Source organism: Rhodococcus sp. 3258 (genome assembly GCF_031456475.1).
Classification (GTDB): Bacteria; Actinomycetota; Actinomycetes; order Mycobacteriales; family Mycobacteriaceae; genus Rhodococcoides; species Rhodococcoides fascians.
In genome coordinates, this window is record NZ_JAVDUT010000005.1 from 160,958 (window position 1) to 180,392 (window position 19,435).

At 65.7% G+C, this 19,435-nt stretch carries 16 protein-coding genes; 11 read left to right on the top strand and 5 right to left on the bottom strand.

Annotated elements, in window-relative coordinates; all coding sequences use genetic code 11:
• Positions 1-87 precede the first annotated feature (87 nt).
• A complete protein-coding gene (locus J2X62_RS16925) occupies positions 88-1,776 on the bottom strand; it encodes an FUSC family protein (protein WP_310182086.1) in 1,689 nt (562 codons plus the stop codon).
• Between the two features lie 136 nt (positions 1,777-1,912).
• Between J2X62_RS16925 and J2X62_RS16930 the strand changes: the two genes are divergently transcribed.
• Complete coding sequence (locus tag J2X62_RS16930; RefSeq protein ID WP_027494523.1) at positions 1,913-3,178, top strand: aspartate kinase; 1,266 nt, start codon at positions 1,913-1,915, stop codon at positions 3,176-3,178.
• A gap of 2 nt (positions 3,179-3,180) precedes the next feature.
• Positions 3,181-4,203, top strand: coding sequence for an aspartate-semialdehyde dehydrogenase (locus J2X62_RS16935; RefSeq protein ID WP_032364568.1), 1,023 nt, complete (start codon positions 3,181-3,183; stop codon positions 4,201-4,203).
• Positions 4,204-4,254: 51 nt separating this feature from the next.
• Here the strand turns inward: J2X62_RS16935 and J2X62_RS16940 are convergent, their stop codons facing one another.
• Entirely contained in the window at positions 4,255-5,325 is a 1,071-nt protein-coding gene (locus J2X62_RS16940) for an ABC transporter ATP-binding protein (RefSeq protein WP_094651686.1), read from the bottom strand.
• A gap of 117 nt (positions 5,326-5,442) precedes the next feature.
• Between J2X62_RS16940 and J2X62_RS16945 the strand changes: the two genes are divergently transcribed.
• The 3 genes from J2X62_RS16945 to J2X62_RS16955 all read left to right on the top strand — a co-directional run bounded on the left by J2X62_RS16945 (position 5,443) and on the right by J2X62_RS16955 (position 9,724).
• Positions 5,443-7,260: a multicopper oxidase domain-containing protein gene (locus J2X62_RS16945; RefSeq protein WP_310182089.1), complete on the top strand. Its 1,818-nt coding sequence runs from the start codon at positions 5,443-5,445 to the stop codon at positions 7,258-7,260.
• 148 nt (positions 7,261-7,408) lie between these two features.
• Entirely contained in the window at positions 7,409-7,810 is a 402-nt protein-coding gene (locus tag J2X62_RS16950) for a DUF6855 family protein (protein WP_032385994.1), read from the top strand.
• Between the two features lie 48 nt (positions 7,811-7,858).
• Entirely contained in the window at positions 7,859-9,724 is a 1,866-nt protein-coding gene (locus J2X62_RS16955; RefSeq protein ID WP_310182090.1) for a DUF222 domain-containing protein, read from the top strand.
• 333 nt (positions 9,725-10,057) lie between these two features.
• Here the strand turns inward: J2X62_RS16955 and J2X62_RS16960 are convergent, their stop codons facing one another.
• Genes J2X62_RS16960 through J2X62_RS16970 form a run of 3 tightly spaced genes read right to left on the bottom strand, consistent with a single transcriptional unit; the run spans position 10,058 to position 11,908 of the window.
• Positions 10,058-10,969, bottom strand: a complete 912-nt coding sequence (locus tag J2X62_RS16960; RefSeq protein ID WP_310182091.1) for a polysaccharide deacetylase family protein — start codon at positions 10,967-10,969, stop codon at positions 10,058-10,060.
• A gap of 41 nt (positions 10,970-11,010) precedes the next feature.
• Positions 11,011-11,289: a hypothetical protein gene (locus J2X62_RS16965; protein ID WP_310182092.1), complete on the bottom strand. Its 279-nt coding sequence runs from the start codon at positions 11,287-11,289 to the stop codon at positions 11,011-11,013.
• Between the two features lie 49 nt (positions 11,290-11,338).
• The gene (locus J2X62_RS16970; RefSeq protein ID WP_310182093.1) at positions 11,339-11,908 is read right to left on the bottom strand and encodes a CGNR zinc finger domain-containing protein; all 570 of its coding nucleotides are present in this window, start codon (positions 11,906-11,908) and stop codon (positions 11,339-11,341) included.
• An 84-nt stretch (positions 11,909-11,992) separates the two neighbouring features.
• Between J2X62_RS16970 and J2X62_RS16975 the strand changes: the two genes are divergently transcribed.
• From J2X62_RS16975 to J2X62_RS17000, 6 genes are all read left to right on the top strand, one after another.
• Complete coding sequence (locus J2X62_RS16975) at positions 11,993-13,171, top strand: epoxide hydrolase (protein ID WP_310182453.1); 1,179 nt, start codon at positions 11,993-11,995, stop codon at positions 13,169-13,171.
• Positions 13,172-13,206: 35 nt separating this feature from the next.
• Complete coding sequence (locus tag J2X62_RS16980) at positions 13,207-13,812, top strand: TetR/AcrR family transcriptional regulator (protein WP_371128968.1); 606 nt, start codon at positions 13,207-13,209, stop codon at positions 13,810-13,812.
• On the top strand, positions 13,809-15,317 hold the full coding sequence (locus J2X62_RS16985) for an NAD(P)/FAD-dependent oxidoreductase (RefSeq protein ID WP_310182094.1): 1,509 nt from the start codon (positions 13,809-13,811) through the stop codon (positions 15,315-15,317). Before J2X62_RS16980 ends, J2X62_RS16985 begins: the two co-directional genes overlap by 4 nt.
• Positions 15,314-17,005: a GMC oxidoreductase gene (locus tag J2X62_RS16990; protein WP_032373786.1), complete on the top strand. Its 1,692-nt coding sequence runs from the start codon at positions 15,314-15,316 to the stop codon at positions 17,003-17,005. The genes J2X62_RS16985 and J2X62_RS16990 overlap by 4 nt, the downstream gene beginning before the upstream one ends.
• The gene (locus J2X62_RS16995) at positions 17,005-17,640 is read left to right on the top strand and encodes a hypothetical protein (RefSeq protein WP_310182095.1); all 636 of its coding nucleotides are present in this window, start codon (positions 17,005-17,007) and stop codon (positions 17,638-17,640) included. Before J2X62_RS16990 ends, J2X62_RS16995 begins: the two co-directional genes overlap by 1 nt.
• Before the next feature lie 174 nt (positions 17,641-17,814).
• On the top strand, positions 17,815-19,347 hold the full coding sequence (locus J2X62_RS17000; RefSeq protein WP_027494511.1) for a catalase: 1,533 nt from the start codon (positions 17,815-17,817) through the stop codon (positions 19,345-19,347).
• Positions 19,348-19,435 lie beyond the last annotated feature (88 nt).

Here is a 19,435-nt window from a genome sequence, read left to right on the forward strand (position 1 = left end):
GAAGCCAGTCTGGTCTCAGACCCCGTCGCGGCTGTTAAGAAGGAGAGCTCGCAGCATGGGGTGAGTGTACTACCGCAGACCGACCGCCTACCCCAGGGTTCGGGAGTCGAATTTTCCGGTCACGGTGTCGTGCCTGCGCTGCCGCTGATCGATGTCGTTCGGTCGTCCGACATCGTCCGCGGTCCAACACCGTGCGAGCAGTTCGTATCCGAGATGATCGACCTCTGCATGCCGATCCCAGACTCGATGCGCCCAGCGGCGATCGTTGTGCGCCGCTTCGGCTCCCGCGAGCGCGGCACCGACCAGCTCGAACTGGACATCTCGTCGTAGCTCCATAGTGGCTGACGCCGAAGCTTTTTCGGTTCGGAGGGCCGTCAACAATCGGTCGGTCAACTCCAGAACCCGCCGATCGGACCACAGCAGCGCGCGCCGAAAAGCGCCCGGTAACAACAACCACAGCGCCGCGAAGGCAAGGGCGACGCCCACCGCGGTCTCCACCACCCGATCGACGACGATGCCGCCGAGCGGAGCGCCCGGATGCGAGATGGTGCCCATCAGTAACGCGAGTGGGGTGATGAACGTGACGGCGAGACCGTAATTGCGCGCAACACTGATCTCGATCGCGAACTGCAGCACCATCAACACCACGATCACCGCGAGACCGGTCAGCGGCGAAAGATAGATCGCCGAGAACAGCACCACTCCGGCCAGCGTTCCGCCGAGCCGCTGCATGCCGCGGTACGTCCCGTGCACACGATCCGGCCCCTGCTGGAGCACCAGGACCGCGCCGAGGATCGCCCAATCCGGCCTGCTCAAACCCATCGCCACACTGATCCCGCCGGCACCTGCCGCCGCGCAGAACACCCGGATCGCCGTGGACGCCGCGTGCGAATCTCGATGCAACGACCGCCTCAACCGATACCCGATGCCCGGACGAGCCAGCGGCAGCTGATCTCGTGGCGATTCCACCGCACTTTCCGGATCCGGGACTGCACCGGCGCGCGCCCTCGTGGCAGCCGCAAACGCGAGATGGGCGTCGAACAGGGTCTGTACCAGCGCGGGGCGCGAGGTCCCGCGCGTCGACCCGGCCTCGTACACCGCGGCCCACGCCCCATGCAGCCGCGAGGCGGCGGTGTGCCGATCGACGACGGACGCCGTCGGCGATGCCGTGTACTTCTCGATCGCCGTCACGGCCGCACCGACGGCCGCCCGTTCGGGACCCCTCGGGTCACGCACCACCCCGGACATCGCGACCACCAGCGCCGACGCCACCCCGATCGCCGCGCACACGGCACCGCGGGTCGTGCTGATGTCGGCGGCAGGGAGGTACGACGCCACCGCGCACACCAGCACGAAGAAGAAGGCTCCGGGCGGGCCGAGTCGCAGCGCTGCCACGACGTAGACCGCGACGAGAGCGAGAACGGACAACACGGTCACCGGGATCATCCGCGCCCACCCGGTCTCGCCGAAGTCGAGGGCGAGCCGACCGGCCGTCGCGCCCAGCCACACCGAGGCCACCAGGGCGGCCCCTGCGGTCAGCACCACCCACCACCGCGATCGGTAGGGACGGCCCTCGCCGTAGATCACCGCGAAACTGCCCGAGACCACCAGCAGTGCCTCGGTGTGGAAGCCGAGCAGCCACGCCAGGATCGCCGGAACACCGAACGCCAGCGCCGAACGCAGTCCACCGGGCCAGCGCCGGCCGACGGCGGGGAGCCCGAAGAGCACCTTCAGGCCTCGAGCCGGCGGTGGTGGGAGATGTTCGGGAACGGTCACTCGAACATGTTAAGGCAGGCGAGAGGCCCTAAAGTCCCAGCTCGGAGCTACCCGGCCCACTGCTCGGGGCATTCGCTCGGTAAGGTGACCCGCGGACAATCGAACGATTGTCGGCTATCCAGCGGAGGTAAAACGCGTGGCTCTCATCGTCCAGAAGTACGGTGGATCGTCGGTGGGGACCGCCGAACGTATCCGACGCGTCGCTGAACGAATCGTCGAGACCAAGAAGGCGGGCAACGACGTTGTCGTCGTCGTATCGGCGATGGGCGACACCACCGACGAACTGCTCGACCTGGCACAGCAGGTGTGCCCGGCCCCGCCCGCTCGCGAGATGGACATGCTGCTCACCTCGGGTGAACGCATCTCCAACGCACTGGTCGCGATGGCCATCCACTCGCTCGGCGCCGAGGCACGGTCGTTCACCGGTTCCCAGGCAGGCGTCGTCACCACCAGCGTGCACGGCAACGCCAAGATCATCGACGTCACCCCCGGCCGCGTCCGCAGCGCACTCGACGAGGGCTCGATCGTGCTCGTCGCCGGCTTCCAGGGCGTCAGCCAGGACAGCAAGGACGTCACGACGCTCGGTCGTGGTGGGTCCGACACCACCGCCGTCGCGCTCGCCGCGGCCTTGAACGCCGACGTCTGCGAGATCTACACCGACGTCGACGGTATCTTCACCGCAGACCCGCGCATCGTTCCCAACGCACGCCACCTCGAGACCGTCTCGTTCGAGGAGATGCTCGAAATGGCAGCCTGCGGCGCGAAGGTGCTCATGCTGCGCTGCGTCGAATATGCCCGTCGCTACAACGTTCCCGTTCACGTGCGCTCGTCGTACACCACCAAACCCGGAACGATCGTCTCCGGATCTATGGAGGACATTCCAGTGGAAGAAGCAATTCTCACCGGCGTCGCACACGATCGCAGCGAGGCGAAGGTCACCGTCGTCGGTCTGCCCGACACACCGGGCTACGCCGCCAAGGTCTTTCGCGCCGTGGCCGACTCCGAGATCAACATCGACATGGTGTTGCAGAACGTCTCCAAGATCGACACCGGCAAGACCGACATCACCTTCACCTGCCCCAAGGCCGACGGCCCGACGGCAGTGGAGAAGCTCACCAAGCTGCAAGCCGATATCGGCTTCGCGCAGGTGCTCTACGACGACCACATCGGCAAGGTCTCGCTCGTCGGTGCCGGTATGAAGAGCCACCCCGGCGTCACCGCGACGTTCTGTGAGGCCCTCGCCGACGCCGGCATCAACATCGATCTCATCAGCACCTCCGAGATCCGTATCTCGGTGCTGTGCAGCGACACTCAGCTCGACGATGCCGTGCGCGCACTGCACGCCGCCTTCGATCTCGGCGGCGACGAAGAAGCCGTCGTGCACGCAGGAACAGGACGATAGCCATGACCACAGTTGCAGTCGTAGGAGCCACCGGCCAGGTCGGTGCCGTCATGCGAACCCTGTTGGAGGAGCGCAACTTTCCCGCCGACACCGTTCGATTCTTCGCCTCCGCACGCTCGGCGGGCAAGAAGCTGCCGTTCCGCGGCGAGGAGATCATCGTCGAGGACGCGTCCACCGCGGACCTCACCGGTATCGACATCGCACTGTTCTCGGCCGGTGCCACGCTTTCGCGTGAGCAGGCACCGCGATTCGCTGCCGCAGGTGCCACCGTCATCGACAACTCGTCGGCGTTCCGCAAGGACTCCGATGTGCCGCTGGTGGTCAGCGAGGTCAACCCCGAGTCCGCGAAGAACCCGCCCCGCGGCATCATCGCCAACCCCAACTGCACCACCATGGCCGCCATGCCGGTGCTCAAGGTGCTGCACGACGAAGCCGGCTTGCAGCGGTTGATCGTTTCGAGTTACCAGGCGGTGTCCGGTAGCGGCCTCGCCGGCGTCGACGAGCTCGCCACTCAGGCACGCGCCGTCATCGACGACGTCGAAAAACTGGTGCACGACGGTTCGTCGGTCGATTTCCCGGCCCCGAACAAGTACGTCGCGCCCATCGCTTTCAACGTCCTGCCGCTGGCCGGCGCGTTGGTCGACGACGGATCCGGCGAGACGGACGAGGACCAGAAGCTACGCAACGAATCGCGCAAGATCCTCGGACTGCCCGACCTGCTGGTCAGTGGCACCTGCGTGCGCGTTCCGGTCTTCACCGGGCACTCGCTGTCGATCAACGCCGAGTTCGCTTCACCGCTGTCAGTGGAACGCGCTCGTGAACTGCTCGCCTCCGCACCGGGTGTCTCGCTGGTCGACGTACCGACGCCGCTGGAAGCCGCAGGCAAGGACGACTCCCTCGTCGGCCGCATCCGTCAGGATCCGGGCGTCCCCGAGGGCCGCGGACTCGCCCTGTTCGTCTCGGGCGACAACCTGCGTAAGGGTGCCGCGCTCAACACCATTCAGATCGCCGAGCTGCTGGTCTGACGTCGTGCGCGTTGTGCGTACCCAGGGGTACGCACAACGCGCACGAGGGGGTCAGTTGAGGCGGCGACCCTCGGCGGAGGCGTCGAAGATATGCGCATGGGCCTCGTCGATGCGGACGTGAACGCGGTCGCCCTTCTCGGGTGGGCTGCGCCAATCTGCCCGAGCGACAATGGTTTCGGTCCGGCCGTTGATGTCCGCGCGGCCGAACACGAAGGCCTCGGAGCCGAGTTCTTCGACGACGTCGATCTCGAGAGCGATTCCGCTGTCGGCGATTTCGATGTGCTCGGGACGAATGCCGAACATCACCTCGGTGGCGGAACCGAGCGTCTGACGTGGGACCGGGACTACCTGATCGGCCAGGCGGACGCCGCCGTCGGTGACCGGAGCGCGGAACAGATTCATCGACGGTGAGCCCATGAACCCGGCGACGAATGCGTTGACCGGGGTTCGGTAGAGCTCACGCGGGGTGGCGCACTGTTGCAGCACACCACCTTTCAGGACGGCGACGCGATCACCCATCGTCATGGCCTCGACCTGATCGTGCGTGACGTAGACCGTCGTCGTGCCGAGCCGACGCTGCAACTGAGCGATCTGCGTCCGCGTCTGAACCCTCAGTTTGGCGTCGAGATTGGACAGCGGCTCGTCCATCAAGAACACCTGGGGCTGCCGAACGATGGCGCGCCCCATGGCAACTCGCTGCCGCTGGCCGCCGGAGAGCGCCTTGGGCTTGCGGTCCAGGTACGGCTCGAGGTCGAGTAGCTTGGCGGCCTCCTCGACGCGAGTGCGAATGTCCTCCTTGTTCGCCTTCGCCAGCTTGAGGGCGAACCCCATGTTCTCGGCGACGGTCATGTGTGGGTACAGCGCGTAGTTCTGGAACACCATCGCGATGTCGCGATCCTTGGGTTCCGAATTGGTGACGTCCTTGCCGCCGATGAGGATGCGTCCCGAGTTGACCTCCTCGAGCCCGGCGAGCATTCGGAGCGACGTCGACTTGCCGCACCCGGAGGGGCCGACCAGAACGAGGAACTCACCGTCCTCGATGTGCAGATCGAGCTCGTTCACCGCGGGGGTGTCGGAGCCGGGAAAAAGCCTGGTCGTGCGCTCGAACGAGATTGTTGCCATGACGAAATAGATCCCTCCACCGGCAGGAACGTGCCGGACGATCCGAGTGTGGGGTGACGGCGGGAGCCGACCAGCACATAGTATGGGCCCCATCACAACCAGGAGGAAGGTGGCCGGGTGAGCGGCTCCGTGTCCAGACGCACCGCCCTACGTGGGCTGGCGGCGGCCGCAGTGGCAGCCGGAGCAGCAGCGATACCCGTGGCGTCGACGACGCGTCGAGCACTGGCCGACGACTTCCTCCGCGGGCAGAGCCCACTGCTGTTCCATTCGCCGCAGCTGACGCCGTTCCGTGACGAGCTACCGCGGTTGCCGCTGATCAGCGGTACCGAGATCTCCCTCGACGCGCACAGCGCCACCCACTCGTTCCACGCCGATCTCAGGCCCGCGCCTACGTTCGGTTACGGCCAGTGCGACTACCTCGGGCCCACCATCGAATCGCAGCAGGGCCAGCCGTGGACGCTGAAGTACTCCAACACCACCGCAGGCAACCCACTCGCCGCCGACGTCGACACCTCGCTGCACGGCATGAGCGAGATGGATCGCACGATGACGCCGACGGCACTGCACCTGCACGGTGCCGTCACCGAACCCGCGAGCGACGGGCACTCCGAGATGCTGGTGCGCCCGGGTGAGTCGATGACGCACAACTTCTCGGGTCTGAACGACGCCGCCGGACTCTGGTACCACGACCACGCCATGTCCATGACACGTATCAACGTGTACGCGGGCCTGCTCGGGATGAACCTCGTCCGTGATCGGTGGGACACCGGCACATCCGACAACGCCCTCGGTCTGCCCTCGGGCGAATTCGAGTTGCCGTTGGTGCTGCAGGAAAAGATCATGAATCCCGACGGCAGCATGAGTATCCGGTCCAATATCACCGTGCCGCAGGGTAAATGGGAGGGCGGCGGTACCGGCGACGTCGGCGTCGTCAACGGCAAGATCTGGCCGACGATGGAAGTCGCCCGGGGCATGTACCGGCTGCGGCTCGTCAACGCCGGGTCGTACAGTGTGTGGAACCTGTTCTTCACCAACAGGTTACGTTTCTGGGTTATCGGAAACGACGGTGGATTGCTCGACGCACCGGTGGAGACCACCAGCATCCGGCTCGCGCCCGCCGAGCGTGCTGACATCCTCGTCGACTTCGGAGCGGTCGAGGCAGGTGCCCTCGTCGAGCTGTTGAACGACGAGCCTCCGCCGGCGCAGGCCGCGTCCCTCGGAGCCGTCCCGATGCCGATGTTCTGCCAGTTCCGCGTCGCGTCCGCGGCGGGGTTCCGGGGTGGCATGCCGTCGTTGCTGCGCGGGGGAAAGGGGCAGCCGGATCTGTTGCCCGCGTTGCCGACACCCACCTTCACGCGCACTGTCACCGTCAACCAGCCCTCCGGTGGGCTGAACCTCGACATGACGCTGATGAACTTGAACAACCTGCGGTACTCCGACCCGGACATCGAGATGCCCAAGCAGGGCACCGTGGAGATGTGGAACATCGTCAACACGACGGTGGAGCCGCACCCGATTCACCTGCACCTGGCGCACTTCCGGACGCTGGGGCGAATTCCCATCGACATCGCGGCGTACCAACGCGACTTCCCCCGGCCGACGTTCGGCACCAAATGGGCTCCGCCGGTGGAGAAGTTCCTCACCGGGCCCTCGGTGCCGCCGGCCACCTGGGAAGCCGGGTGGAAAGACACCGTCAACACGTACCCGGGCACCGTTACCCAGATCCTCGTTCGATTCCCGACGGCCGACGAACTCGGCTTCGATCCCGACGCCACGTTCGCGGGACCGGTCGCACACCACGGCGGTCACGACATGAGCGGTCACGACATGCCGGCTGCGGGTCCGTCCGAACTGCAGGGGTACATGTGGCACTGCCACATGCTCGACCACGAGGACCACGAAATGATGCTGCGGTACCGCACCGTCGCTCCGTGACGCACGACCCCGAACCTGTCCCGGGTCGAGAGTTGGTTGTATTCGCCGTCAGGTCGGCCCACACTGACCGTGCCGTGTAAGGCAATCACCGTGCTCGGTCGGTCTTTCTGCCCGTCGGCTGACTGCGACGACTGAACGGACCCAGGCCATGACCAGCGGAACGAAATCCGACCCGTGGGCTCTCACCACCGCCCCCGGCACCTCGGCGTACACCATGTACCGTGATCCCGACCACGAGCCACCTGCCCTCGTGTGCCAGGTGGGGTCGACGACTCTTCGATACCGCATCGAGGCAATCGAAGACCTGCACGGTTGGCTCACCGAACGTGGCGACTGGGTATTGCTCGGTGCCGCTGACGAGAAGAAGCCGGCTGCGCCGGACACGGTCGAAGCGTGGGGACGCTCGCCGGACAACCCGGTCGGTGGTTGGTACGGGCTCAGGAACGGATACCGCGGCCGCTTCGGCATGTATCTGCCACCGCTACTCGAAGAGCTCGGCCTTGCAGAGCTCACCCACAATGCGCGGAACAACAGCATGCGCGCGCTGTAGCGGAGTCATCGAAAAAGTCTGTCGGTGGGTGGGTATAGCTTTCGTGGGGTGAAGACATGGGGGGATGTGTTCGGGCTCGGGGACCAGGAGTTGGTCTCCGAGCTCGCCGATGTGACCTCCCTCGAAAACGCTCTCGCAGCACAGAGATTGTCGTTGCTCGCGGAAATCGACCGCCGCGGCTTGGCGATGAAACTCGGCCACTCGTCCGTCACCCGCTGGTACGCGAAGTCGGTGCGCATCACCGACGGGTCCGCCGCCCGCCAGAACGCATTGGGCTACTGGCTGTTCGATCACCCCACCGTGCTCGACGCCCTCGCCGATGGCCGGATCCATGCCGCGCACGCCGCCGCCATCGCCGAGGGATACGACGTCGTGCTGGTGGCCGACCCGACGTTGGATCAGGAGCGCCGCGACGGAATTGTCGACGAACTCCTCGACACCGCGATGCGCAACACCGCCGGCCAAGTGACCTCCCGCGCGCAGGCTTTGGCGCATGCGGCCGCGGACGACGCCCGAGCACGACACGCGAAAGCCGAGAAACAACGCCGAGAGCGAGAACAGCAGGAACGCGAGCGTCACGATCAGGAGCGGCGCAGCGATGATGCTGCGAGCTCTACCGGCGGGCTGCCAGATCCGGAACCGCCTGCGCCCGAGCCTGTTCCGCCGACACCCGCACCGCGGCCGGTGTCGGAAAACCCGGACCTGAACCGATTCGACCTGCACCCGCTGGCCAACGGCCGCTTCCAGTTCGGTGGCGACATCGACCGGTTGCTCGCCGAGAAGCTTCTCACCGCTCTGTCGCCGTTGACGGCACCGCGACCAGGTCCCGGCGGGGAGCGCGACCCACGCAGCCCGTCGAAGCGCCGGGCCGATGCACTCGATCAGATCCTCGACCGACACCTCCGCGGCAGCACCCGGGGGTCGGCGGGCGGGTCGCGGGCGTCAGTGCACCTGATCGTTCCCCTGCGCGACTTGCTCGCCCACGGCGGCAACAAGCAAACGGGTCGCACCGCAACCGAATCGGGCGACACCGGTACGGGCGCGGGGAGCTCCTCGAACGGCGGCGACAGCAACGGCTCGCGTCCGCATGGAGTGGCTCGAGGGGATATCGCTGCTCGCGGCGAAACGACATCCGGATGTGGTGGTGCCGGGCAGAAATCTGTTTCCGAGCCGGGCGACGCTGGTTCTCGCGGCGAAGCGTCAGCCGGTGGCCATGGTGGCGGTGGTAGTAGCGCCGGGCATAGGTCTGCCTCCAGCCCAGGGAGAATGGCTGCTCGCGGCGAACCAGCGTCCGGTGGTGATGGTGGCGATCTCGACCGTGCCGGGCAGGAGTCTGCGTCCGACCCGGGCGACGCTGGTCCTCGCGGCAGTGACGCCGGGCATAAGTCTGTGCCCGAGAGGGGAGTCGCTGCTGCTTGCGGCGAAGCTTCAGCCGATGGTGATGGTGCCGGGCAGAAGTCTGTCCCCAAGCCGGGCGACGCGGACTGGCCGTTCCACCTCGACTGGACCGGGCCCATCAGTCGCTTCCTCGCCGAGCTGGTCACCTGCGACGCCGACCTGACCCCCGTCATCGTCGACCACCACGGCGTACCACTCGCGCTCGGACGAACCACCAGACTCGCCAGCGACGACCAACGCATCGCCCTGACCATCCGCGACACCTGCTGCGTCATGTGCGGCCGCCCCGCACAGTGGTGCCAAGCCCACCACATCAGATTCTGGGAACACGGCGGCCGCACCGACCTGATCAACCTCGCGCTGGTCTGCGGAGAATGCCACCGCCTCGTCCACCACGGCGACTGGCAGCTCATCATGGGCGACGACGGACACCCGTACGCGATCCCGCCGGAATCCGTCGACCCACGCAGACAACCACTCCCCAGCTACCGTCGACGAAAACAACGAGCTGCGTGAGCAATTGACGCGCGCGACGTGCGCTCGTGCAGAGTTCCGCTCTGGTTGCGGGGCACCTCGTCGGGGAACGTGACGGTCTCGGGCACCGCTGACGGCGCGATCCGACCCTTAGTATGCTCGGGCCACTCCTGCGCCGAGACTTCGCATTCGTCCTCGAGGACGGCGACTGTCGTCACTGCGTCCATCGCATGGGGTGGCGTGCACCCATGCGCTGCCGAGTTGTGGGTCCATTCCGGACTGGGTCGACCTCGGTCATTGACGTTGCGACGCAGGCACTATCAAAGTTCCCGATCGGTCGTTCACGGCGAACTCGGTGTGGTCCGAACGCGTCGACTATTTGCCGCTTCCAGGCGTGGATGTCTCTGGTGGAGGTTCAACCGTGCGGTAGTGCGCCGCGATGTCGCCGGGGGTGGTGAACCAGACGCCGTCGTTGTTGGCGGTCAGGTGCTCGAGTGCAGCACGGAACCGTCGCAGTCGGTAGGGCTGTCCCGTCAGGAAGGTGTGCACGGAGATCGCGAGCACCACCGGTTGCCTTGCCGAGTTCTCCTTCAGCTCGTCGAAGCTTCCGATGATGTTGTGCTCGAACGCTTCTGCGGTCTGATGGTGATGGACGAACATCGGCAGATCGTTGATCTCGTGGGGATACGGGACGCTGAGCAGCGGGCCGCCGCGGGTCTGTAGCCACACCGGTTGGTCGTCGACGGGCCAGTCCAAGGTGTACTGGTAACCGTGCTCCGCGAGGATGTCCTCGGTGACGCGGCTCGGGTTGGCACCTGGGCTCATCCATCCTCTGGGCGGTGCTCCCTCGTGTCGTTCGATCGCGGCGGTGACATCCTCGATGGAGCGACGTTCGGTGTGCTCGTCTTGATCGTTCGGTTGCACCGCGTTCGTTCGGCCGTGTGCGACGACCTCGGCGTCGAGTGCTCGGAACGCTGCGGTCAGCTGCGGAGCGTGCTCGTACACCTCGGTATTGACCAGCAGTGTCGGCCGAATTCCGCACTGCTGCAATGTCTCTGCGATGCGGAAGCCGCCGACGCGATTGCCGTATTCACGCCAGCCCCAGTTGTACGTGTTGGGTTGGTCCATTGCAGGCGTGTAACCGAGGCCGGGCTGCCCGTCGTCGTACGGAAAGTGCTCGCAGTTGACCGCGACGTACACCGCGAGACGTGCGCCGCCGGGCCACTCGAACCGAGGCCGATCGACGATGGGGGAGTACTCGAAGCGGCCGTGTGAGGGGAGAGCCATGGCCGGGGTATTGCCCGCGGCGAGTCGGCACAAACTGTCGGTCAGTCGGTCTGAGTCGCGACGTCCACCAGGTGGGCGATCTGCGGGTCCCGTGGCTCGAACACCTCGAACACTCCGACGGCCGCCAGCTGGGGTGCCAGCTCTTTCAGCGTCGCGACCAGTTCGTCGTGAGCCTCGGTCCCGGGTTCCACGTCACGGAGCGCGTGCGCATTCGCGATAGACGCCGCCACGGTGCCTTTCCGTATCGGGTGACCGTCGAACGTGGCTCTCTCGGCTCCGTCGGGAAGTATGTCCTCGGGGCGCACGGAATGACCGGTCATCGTGTATTCCTTCCGTCGAAGCAGCGTACGAATGCCAGTAAGGCCGACGTCAGCGCGACGATGTGGTGCCACGGCTGGCCGCCATGCGGGCCTTCTTCTGACGGTTTCCACACGTGTTCATGTCGCACCATTTTCGACTGCGGCTCTGGCTGGTGTCGAAGAACGCCGCGCGGCACGTAGGGGATGCGCACAACGCCACCGTGCCGTCTCGCTCACCGGCGACAATGTCGATTGCGTCGGCTGCGATGACACCGAGGGCGTCTTCGACCGCCGTCGTAGCCGTCAACTGCCACTGCCGGACGCCCGACGGCGACAGGATTGCCGACGCCCGACCCCGAAGGCTGTGGTCGTTCAAAATGCGAACGGGGGAAGCGGGCAGTCGATCTCCAGTCGCGGCTGCGGTAGCGCAGAGGTGGATCGCTTCCCGTAGCTCCCGAGCCGCGTCGAGCTGTGAGTCGGTGCAGGATTCGACGGCGAGTCCGTGGAGAGTCAACCAGTCGGAGAGCCGTTCCGGCACAGGGATTCGTTCGACGGCATCGCCGCGACGCTCGGTGAGGGTTCCGGTGAATGCCGTCGACAGGACATTGCCAGGTCGGAAATCGGGGAAGCTCCTTGCCATAGAACCACCTTAGCCGGTTGCGACAGGCCGTCTGCGCTGTTAGAACTGCCTTAGCCGGTTCAAGTAAACAAAGGAGCCTTCATGATGCGCGTCGACAAGCCCGATGTCCGCCCGTTCGAGTGGCGCGCAACCGACGCCGACCTCGCCGATCTGGTCGCACGGCTCGACGCGGCTCGCCTGCCCGAATCCGAGACCGTGGCCGGCGCGCGCAGATGGGAGCAGGGGGTACCGCTCACGGAGCTCACGGACGCGATCGAGTTCTGGCGCACCGAATACGAGTGGCGATCGCTCGAGTCGAGGCTCGACCGAGTCGGGCAGTTCTGCACGACGATCGACGGCGTGGGGATTCATTTCCTGCACCGTCGTTCACCGCGGAGTGACGCAGCGCCGTTGATCGTGACGCACGGCTGGCCGGGCAGCGTTGTCGAATTCCTCGACATCATCGACGAACTAGCCGATCCGTCGGACCTCTCGGCACGTGCATTCCACGTCGTGGTCCCGTCTCTTCCGGGCTTCGGGTTCAGCGACAAACCTGCGACGACCGGGTGGGGCACCGAGAAGATCGCGGCCGCGTGGGTCGAGCTGATGGGCCGTCTCGGCTACGGCCGGTTCCTCGCCCACGGGGGCGATTGGGGAGGTGTCGTCACCACGATCCTGGGCGGCCGATTCCCCGAGCAGGTCATCGGAATCCACACGACTTACGCCGAAGCGCCGCCCGGGTTGTCGACGGACGGACTGACGGCCGAGGAGCTCGGCTGGGTTCAGCACACCAGAGAGTTCGACCGTGATCGCATCGCCTACGCGACACTGCAGGCGACGCAGCCGCAGACGATCGGGTATTCACTCGTCGATTCCCCGGCCGGGCTGTTGGCCTGGATTCTCGACAAGTTCGCGGAGTGGACGGACACCGAGGGCACTCCGTTCGAGACGGTCTCTCGCACGGCCTTTTTCGATAACGTCACCCTGTACTGGTTGACACGTAGCGGGGCGTCGTCGGCCCGCATCTACTACGAAAGCCATCACTCGCTCGACCCGGACCTCCGCGTCGATGTCCCGGCCGCGGTCACGACATATCCCCGGGACATTGCGAAGTGCCCGCGGCCATGGGCTCAGCAGCGGTACCGGCGCATCGTTCGATGGCGGGCACCCGACGCCGGCGGTCACTTCCCTTCACTCGAACGGCGCGACTACTTCGTCCGGGACCTTCGCGCGGGTCTGTCGGCGGTCCTGGAGGCGGATGAGCGCAGTTGTGACAAAACTTAAAGTCAGGCTGGACTGTTTGTTGTTTTGACGCTACTGTGCGAAGTGTGACTACCGACACAGAGCTCAGCGACGGCGCGCCTACCCCGCGCCGCACGCAGGCCGAACGCACCGCGGGGACCCGCGCAAAGTTGCTCGATGCAGCCATCGAGTGCCTCGTCGAGCTGGGTTTCTCGAAGACCAGCACGCAGGAGATCGCGCGGCGTGCCGGAGTATCCCGTGGAGCGCAGCTGCACCACTTCCCTACCAAGGAGACGTTGGTGACCGCGGCCGTCGAGCATCTCGTCGACCGCCGCCTGTCCGAAATCTTGGAAGCCGAGCCCGATCCGGAACGCGGACCGGAGATCCTCGTCGACGCGTTCTCGGGCCCGCTGTTCTATGCCGCGCTCGAGCTGTGGGTCGCGGCCCGCACCGATCCGGCTCTGCACGAGGCCATGGTTCCGCTCGAACGACGCGTCGCCGAGGCCATTCAGAGCGGCGCTCAGATCGTCATGGGTAGCCGCATGTCCACCGAGTCCATCGAGCTCAGCGTCGAGCTGGCACGCGGGCTCGCTGTATCGGCTCTGTTCCGTACCCCCGAAGCCGACGCGCAGCTGCGCGGACGGCTCCTCCCCGTCTGGTCCGAAAAGGTGATGGACTCGTGAATTCTGCACTGCCCCAACAACTCGACGTGCTCGTCGTCGGAGCCGGTTTCGCCGGCCTCGCCGCGGTGGCGAAGATCCTCGCCGCCGATCCGAGTGCCGACGTGACCGTCATCGAGCGAGCGTCGGAGGTGGGCGGCACATGGCGGGACAACACTTACCCCGGGTGTGCGTGCGATGTCCCGACGTCGTTGTACTCGTTCTCGTTCGCGCCGAGCCCGAAGTGGAGTCACACCTTCGCGCGCCAACCGGAGCTGTTCGACTACCTCCAATCGGTGGTCGAGCGGCTGAACCTGCGGGATCGCATCGTCACCGATTGCGAACTGCTGTCGGCCGATTGGAGTGACACGGACCAGCGGTGGACCGTGCAGACCTCGAAGGGCGCGGCGAGCGTCAGAGTTCTCATAGCTGCCACCGGCGCACTGTCGACGCCGAAGATCCCGGACGTCCCGGGCATCGACACATTCCAGGGAACTGTGTTCCACTCCGCGACGTGGAACCACGAGCACGATCTCACCGGAGAGCGCGTCGCCGTGATCGGCACTGGAGCGTCGGCGGTGCAGTTCGTGCCCGAGATCGTCGACAAGGCCCAGCGGCTCACCGTCTTTCAACGCACACCGGCCTGGGTCATCCCGCGCCTGGACCGCACCATCGGCCGGGTCGAGCGGACTCTGTACGGGAAGGTCCCCGCGGCTCATCGCGCGGTTCGCGGCATCATCTACGGGTACCGCGAGGCATATGTGACCGTTCTGGCCGACAATCCGTGGATGTTGCCCGCCGTCAAGGCATTCGCGAAGGCCAATCTGAAGCGTCAGGTCAAGAACCCGACGAAGAGGGCGGCTCTGACCCCCGACTACGCACCCGGCTGCAAACGTCTTCTGCTGTCCAATGATTGGCTGCGGACGCTGGATCGACCCGACGTCGACCTGGTGACATCGGGCCTGACGTCGGTGACCGAGAACGGCGTCGTCGACGCGTCGGGCCGCAACTACGAGGTGGACACCATCATCTTCGCGACGGGGTTCACCCCGACCGAACCGCCGGTGTCGCATCTGTTGCGCGGCAGCGATGGTCGTACGCTCGCGGAGCGCTGGGGCGGTAGCCCGCAGGCCCACCTGGGCACCACCGTCGCCGGGTTCCCGAACCTCTTCCTGATGTACGGCCCCAACACCAATCTCGGGCACAGTTCGATCGTCTACATGCTCGAGTCGCAGGCCAATTACGTCGTCTCGGCGCTCAGCGAGATGCGGGACCATCATGCAACCGCCGTCGAGGTGTCCGAATCCGCTCAGCAGCAGCACAACTCGTGGGTCGACTCTTCTCTCGACGGCACGGTCTGGAATGCCGGCGGCTGCTCGAGCTGGTACCTCGACGCCAACGGACGCAACTCGACGATGTGGCCCACGTACACGTTCCGGTTCCGCAACAAGACGCGAACGTTCGACACCTCGAATTACCGACTCGTCTCCGACACCCGTGAATCAGACAAGAAGGCGGTTTCCGCATGAGCGACTACGACGTACTGATCATCGGCTCCGGGTTCGGCGGCAGCGTCGCCGCTCTGCGGGCCGTCGAGAAGGGCTACCGGGTGGCGGTGCTGGAATCCGGCCGACGGTTCGCCGATCACGAATTGCCCAAGACCAGTTGGCGTTTGCGTAAGTACCTGTGGGCTCCGGCGCTCGGCTGCTACGGCGTCCAACGTATCCATCTGTTGCCCGACGTGCTGGTGATGGCGGGGGCAGGCGTCGGCGGAGGCTCGCTCAACTACGCCAACACGCTGTACCAGCCGCCGACGAAGTTCTTCGAGGACCCGCAGTGGGGTGCCATCACGGACTGGAAGCGTGAACTGAATCCGTATTACGACCAGGCGCGTCGGATGCTCGGGGTCGAGACGAACCCGACGATCACTGCCTCGGACAAGGTCATGAAGGAGGTCGCCGAGGACATGGGCGTGGGCGACACGTTCACCTCTACTCCGGTGGGCGTCTACTTCGGTGACCGTGGCAAGACCGCACCCGACCCGTTCTTCGGCGGTGCCGGCCCCGAGCGGACCGGGTGCACCGAGTGTGGTTCGTGCATGACGGGTTGCCGCGTCGGCGCGAAGAACACCCTCGTCAAGAATTACCTCTATCTCGCCGAACGTGCAGGCGCACACATTCTTCCGCTGACGACCGTCGTGGACGTCCGCCCGAACGGCAGCGGCTACGACGTCGTGACGCGCCGCACCGGCGGCAAGCTGCGCCGCAAGGAGAAGACGATCACTGCCGATCAGGTGGTCTTCTCGGCGGGCACCTATGGAACGCAGAAGCTCATGCTCGCCGCGAAGGAGAAGGGTTCGTTGCCGCGGCTGTCGAACAAGATCGGTTCGTTGGTACGTACCAACTCCGAGGCCGTGCTGGCCGCAACGGCGCGCGGACGCGAGGTCGACTACCACGAGGGAGTGGCGATCACCTCGTCGTTCCACCCGGACGATCACACGCACATCGAACCCGTGCGATACGGCAAGGGCAGCAACGCGATCGGGCTGCTTCAGACCGTTCTCAGTGACGGCGGCGGCAAGGTGCCGCGGATTCTCAAGACGCTCGGAGTGGCACTGCGTCACCCCGGCGCGGCGGCCCGCAGTCTGTCGGTCCATCGGTGGTCCGAACGCACTGTCATCGCTCTGGTGATGCAGACCGACGACAACTCCCTCGAACTCGGCTCGAAGAAGGGGCCGTTCGGGCGTCGTCTGACGAGTCGGCCCGGGGCGGGCGATCCGCCGCCGCAGTGGATTCCGCAGGGGCACACGGCTATCAGGTTGCTCGCCGACAAGATCGGCGGCGATCCGGGCGGGTCGATCGCCGAGATCGTCAACATTCCGATGACCGCGCACTTCCTCGGCGGCTGCGCCATCGGTGATTCACCGAATACCGGTGTGATCGACGGCTACCAGCGGGTGTACGGGTACGAGGGCTTGCACGTGCTCGACGGGTCTGCCGTCAGCGCCAACCTCGGCGTCAATCCGTCTCTGACCATCACCGCGCAGGCCGAGCGGGCAATGGCGTTGTGGCCCAACAAGGGTGAGCCGGACCGTAGGCCTGCCGTCGGCTCGGGTTATGTCGAGGTGGCACCGGTTCAGCCGTCCAACCCGGTGGTGCCGGTGACCGCGCCGGGCGCGCTGCGCCTGCCGCTGACCGTCGTGGGGAGGGACTCCTGATGTGGAGCGTCGCCGAGTCCGAGACCGAGCGCACCGATTGGCCGGTCAGCCCCGCCGCGCCGTGGCCGGCGAACGTCCGGGCCACGATCTGGTGGCATCGCGCCCGGTCGTCGGATTTCGCTCCCGCCGGCGCGAAGACGTTGCCGATCACGATGTGCATGGTCGTCGACTACATGACGTCACCCGTCGGTCCCTACCGCGAGATACTGGCGAGCCCGGTTTTGCGCCGGGACGTCGGAAAGATTCCGCGCATGTCTGTGCCGTTCATCGCCGTCGATTCCGCGACGTCGGTGCACGGCGGCAGGACCAACTGGCATCTGCCCAAGGTGCTGGCCGAGTTCGACGGCGACGTGCTGAACAAGGCCGGGGTCAGCGGTGGGGACTGGTCGGTGCGGACCGGCTCCCGCGGCATCGGGCCCGCATTTCCGATGCGCGGTTCGATCGGGTTCGCGCAGCCGGTGCTCGGCGGATCGGCTCTGGGCGTCGCGAGCTTGAAGGGGAAAGCCAGGTTGGCCCGGGTGCAGGTGGATGCGTCGGGGCCGACGCTCGATCGCTGGATGCCGTCGGGCACGTATTTCGGGTTGCAAATCGTGTCGGGTTCGATGCGGACGGGTGAGGCGCGGCTGGTGCCCTGACGACAGTCCTTTTCTTGACTTAGTACAGATTGATGGCATGCTGGTGGTCGAGCTCGAGGGTTTATGCCGCGTGAGTACGGGCATTCCCCATGAGAATCCGGCCGCGCCCTCGGCCGCACAGATTTCGTCCGGGACAGCCCTCTCGGACTCTCTACAGCCATCAGGAGGCTTCGTATGACCAAGCCGACCACCAGCAAGCCCACCACCAGCAACTCGGGAATCCCCGTAGCCAGCGACGATCAGTCGCTCACCGCCGGCGCACAGGGCCCGATCCTGCTGCACGATCACTACCTGATCGAAAAGATGGCGCAGTTCAACCGCGAGCGAGTCCCGGAGCGCGTCGTGCACGCCAAGGGCGCGGGCGCGTTCGGCGAACTCGAGATCACCGGTGACATCAGCAAGTACACCAAGGCGAAGGCGTTGCAGCCCGGCGCGAAGACCGAGATGCTGGCACGGTTCTCCACCGTCGCCGGCGAGCAGGGTAGCCCCGACACCTGGCGTGATCCGCGCGGCTTCTCGCTGAAGTTCTACACCGAGGAAGGCAACTGGGACCTCGTCGGCAACAACACGCCGATCTTCTTCGTCAAGGATCCGATCAAGTTCCAGGACTTCATCCGCAGCCAGAAGCGCATGCCCGACTCCGGTCTGCGTGACAACAACATGCAGTGGGACTTCTGGACCCTCTCGCCCGAGTCGGCGCACCAGGTCACGTGGCTCATGGGTGACCGCGGCATCCCGAAGTCGTTCCGCCACATGGACGGTTTCGGTTCGCACACCTACCAGCTCATCGCCGAGGACGGCACGAAGACCTGGGTGAAGTTCCACTTCAAGACCGATCAGGGCATCGACTTCCTGACGCAGGACAAGGCCGACGAGGTTGCGGGTACGTCACCCGACCACCACCGTCAGGATCTTTTCGGGTCCATCAAGAACGGCGACTTCCCCAGCTGGACCCTCAAGGTCCAGCTCATGCCGTACGACGAGGCGGAGAACTACAAGTACAACCCGTTCGACCTCACGAAGGTCTGGTCGCAGAAGGATTACCCGCTCATCGAGGTCGGCAAGATGACCTTGAACCGCAACCCGGAGAACTTCTTCGCACAGATCGAGCAGAGCTCGTTCGAGCCGTCCAACACCGTGCCCGGCATCGGCTTCAGCCCCGACAAGATGCTGCTCGGCCGGGTCTTCTCCTACGCCGACGCACACCGGTACCGCATCGGAGCGAACTACGCGCAGCTGCCGGTCAACGCCCCGAAGTCCGAGGTCAACTCGTACTCCAAGGACGGCAACATGCGGTACTCGTTCAACTCTCCGGAGACGCCCGTCTACGCCCCGAACTCCTTCGGCGGCCCATCGGCGGACACCAACAAGTACGGCGACGACGGCGCGTGGGACTTCGAGCCTCGTTTCGTACGCACCGGTTACATCGAGCACCCCGAGGACGGCGACTTCGTGCAAGCGGGAGCCCTGGTCCGCGAGGTCATGGACGATGCGCAGCGCGAGCGTCTGGTCGGGAACATCGTCGGACACGTCCTCAACGGTGTCAGCGAGCCGGTTCTGAGCCGGGTGTTCGAGTACTGGACCAACGTCGACCCCGAGCTCGGCAAGAAGGTCGAGGAAGGTGTTCGGTCGCAGCAGAACGAGACCGCTCCCACCACCGGTGCCGGCGCGATCGACGATCCTGCCGACGAGGCCGCCAAGGTCTGATCCGCACGTTCCTGGGATCGGCGTCACAACGACGCCGATTCCGGAACAACCGGCGCGGTGCCGCCGTTGTGCAATACAGACGGAAGCA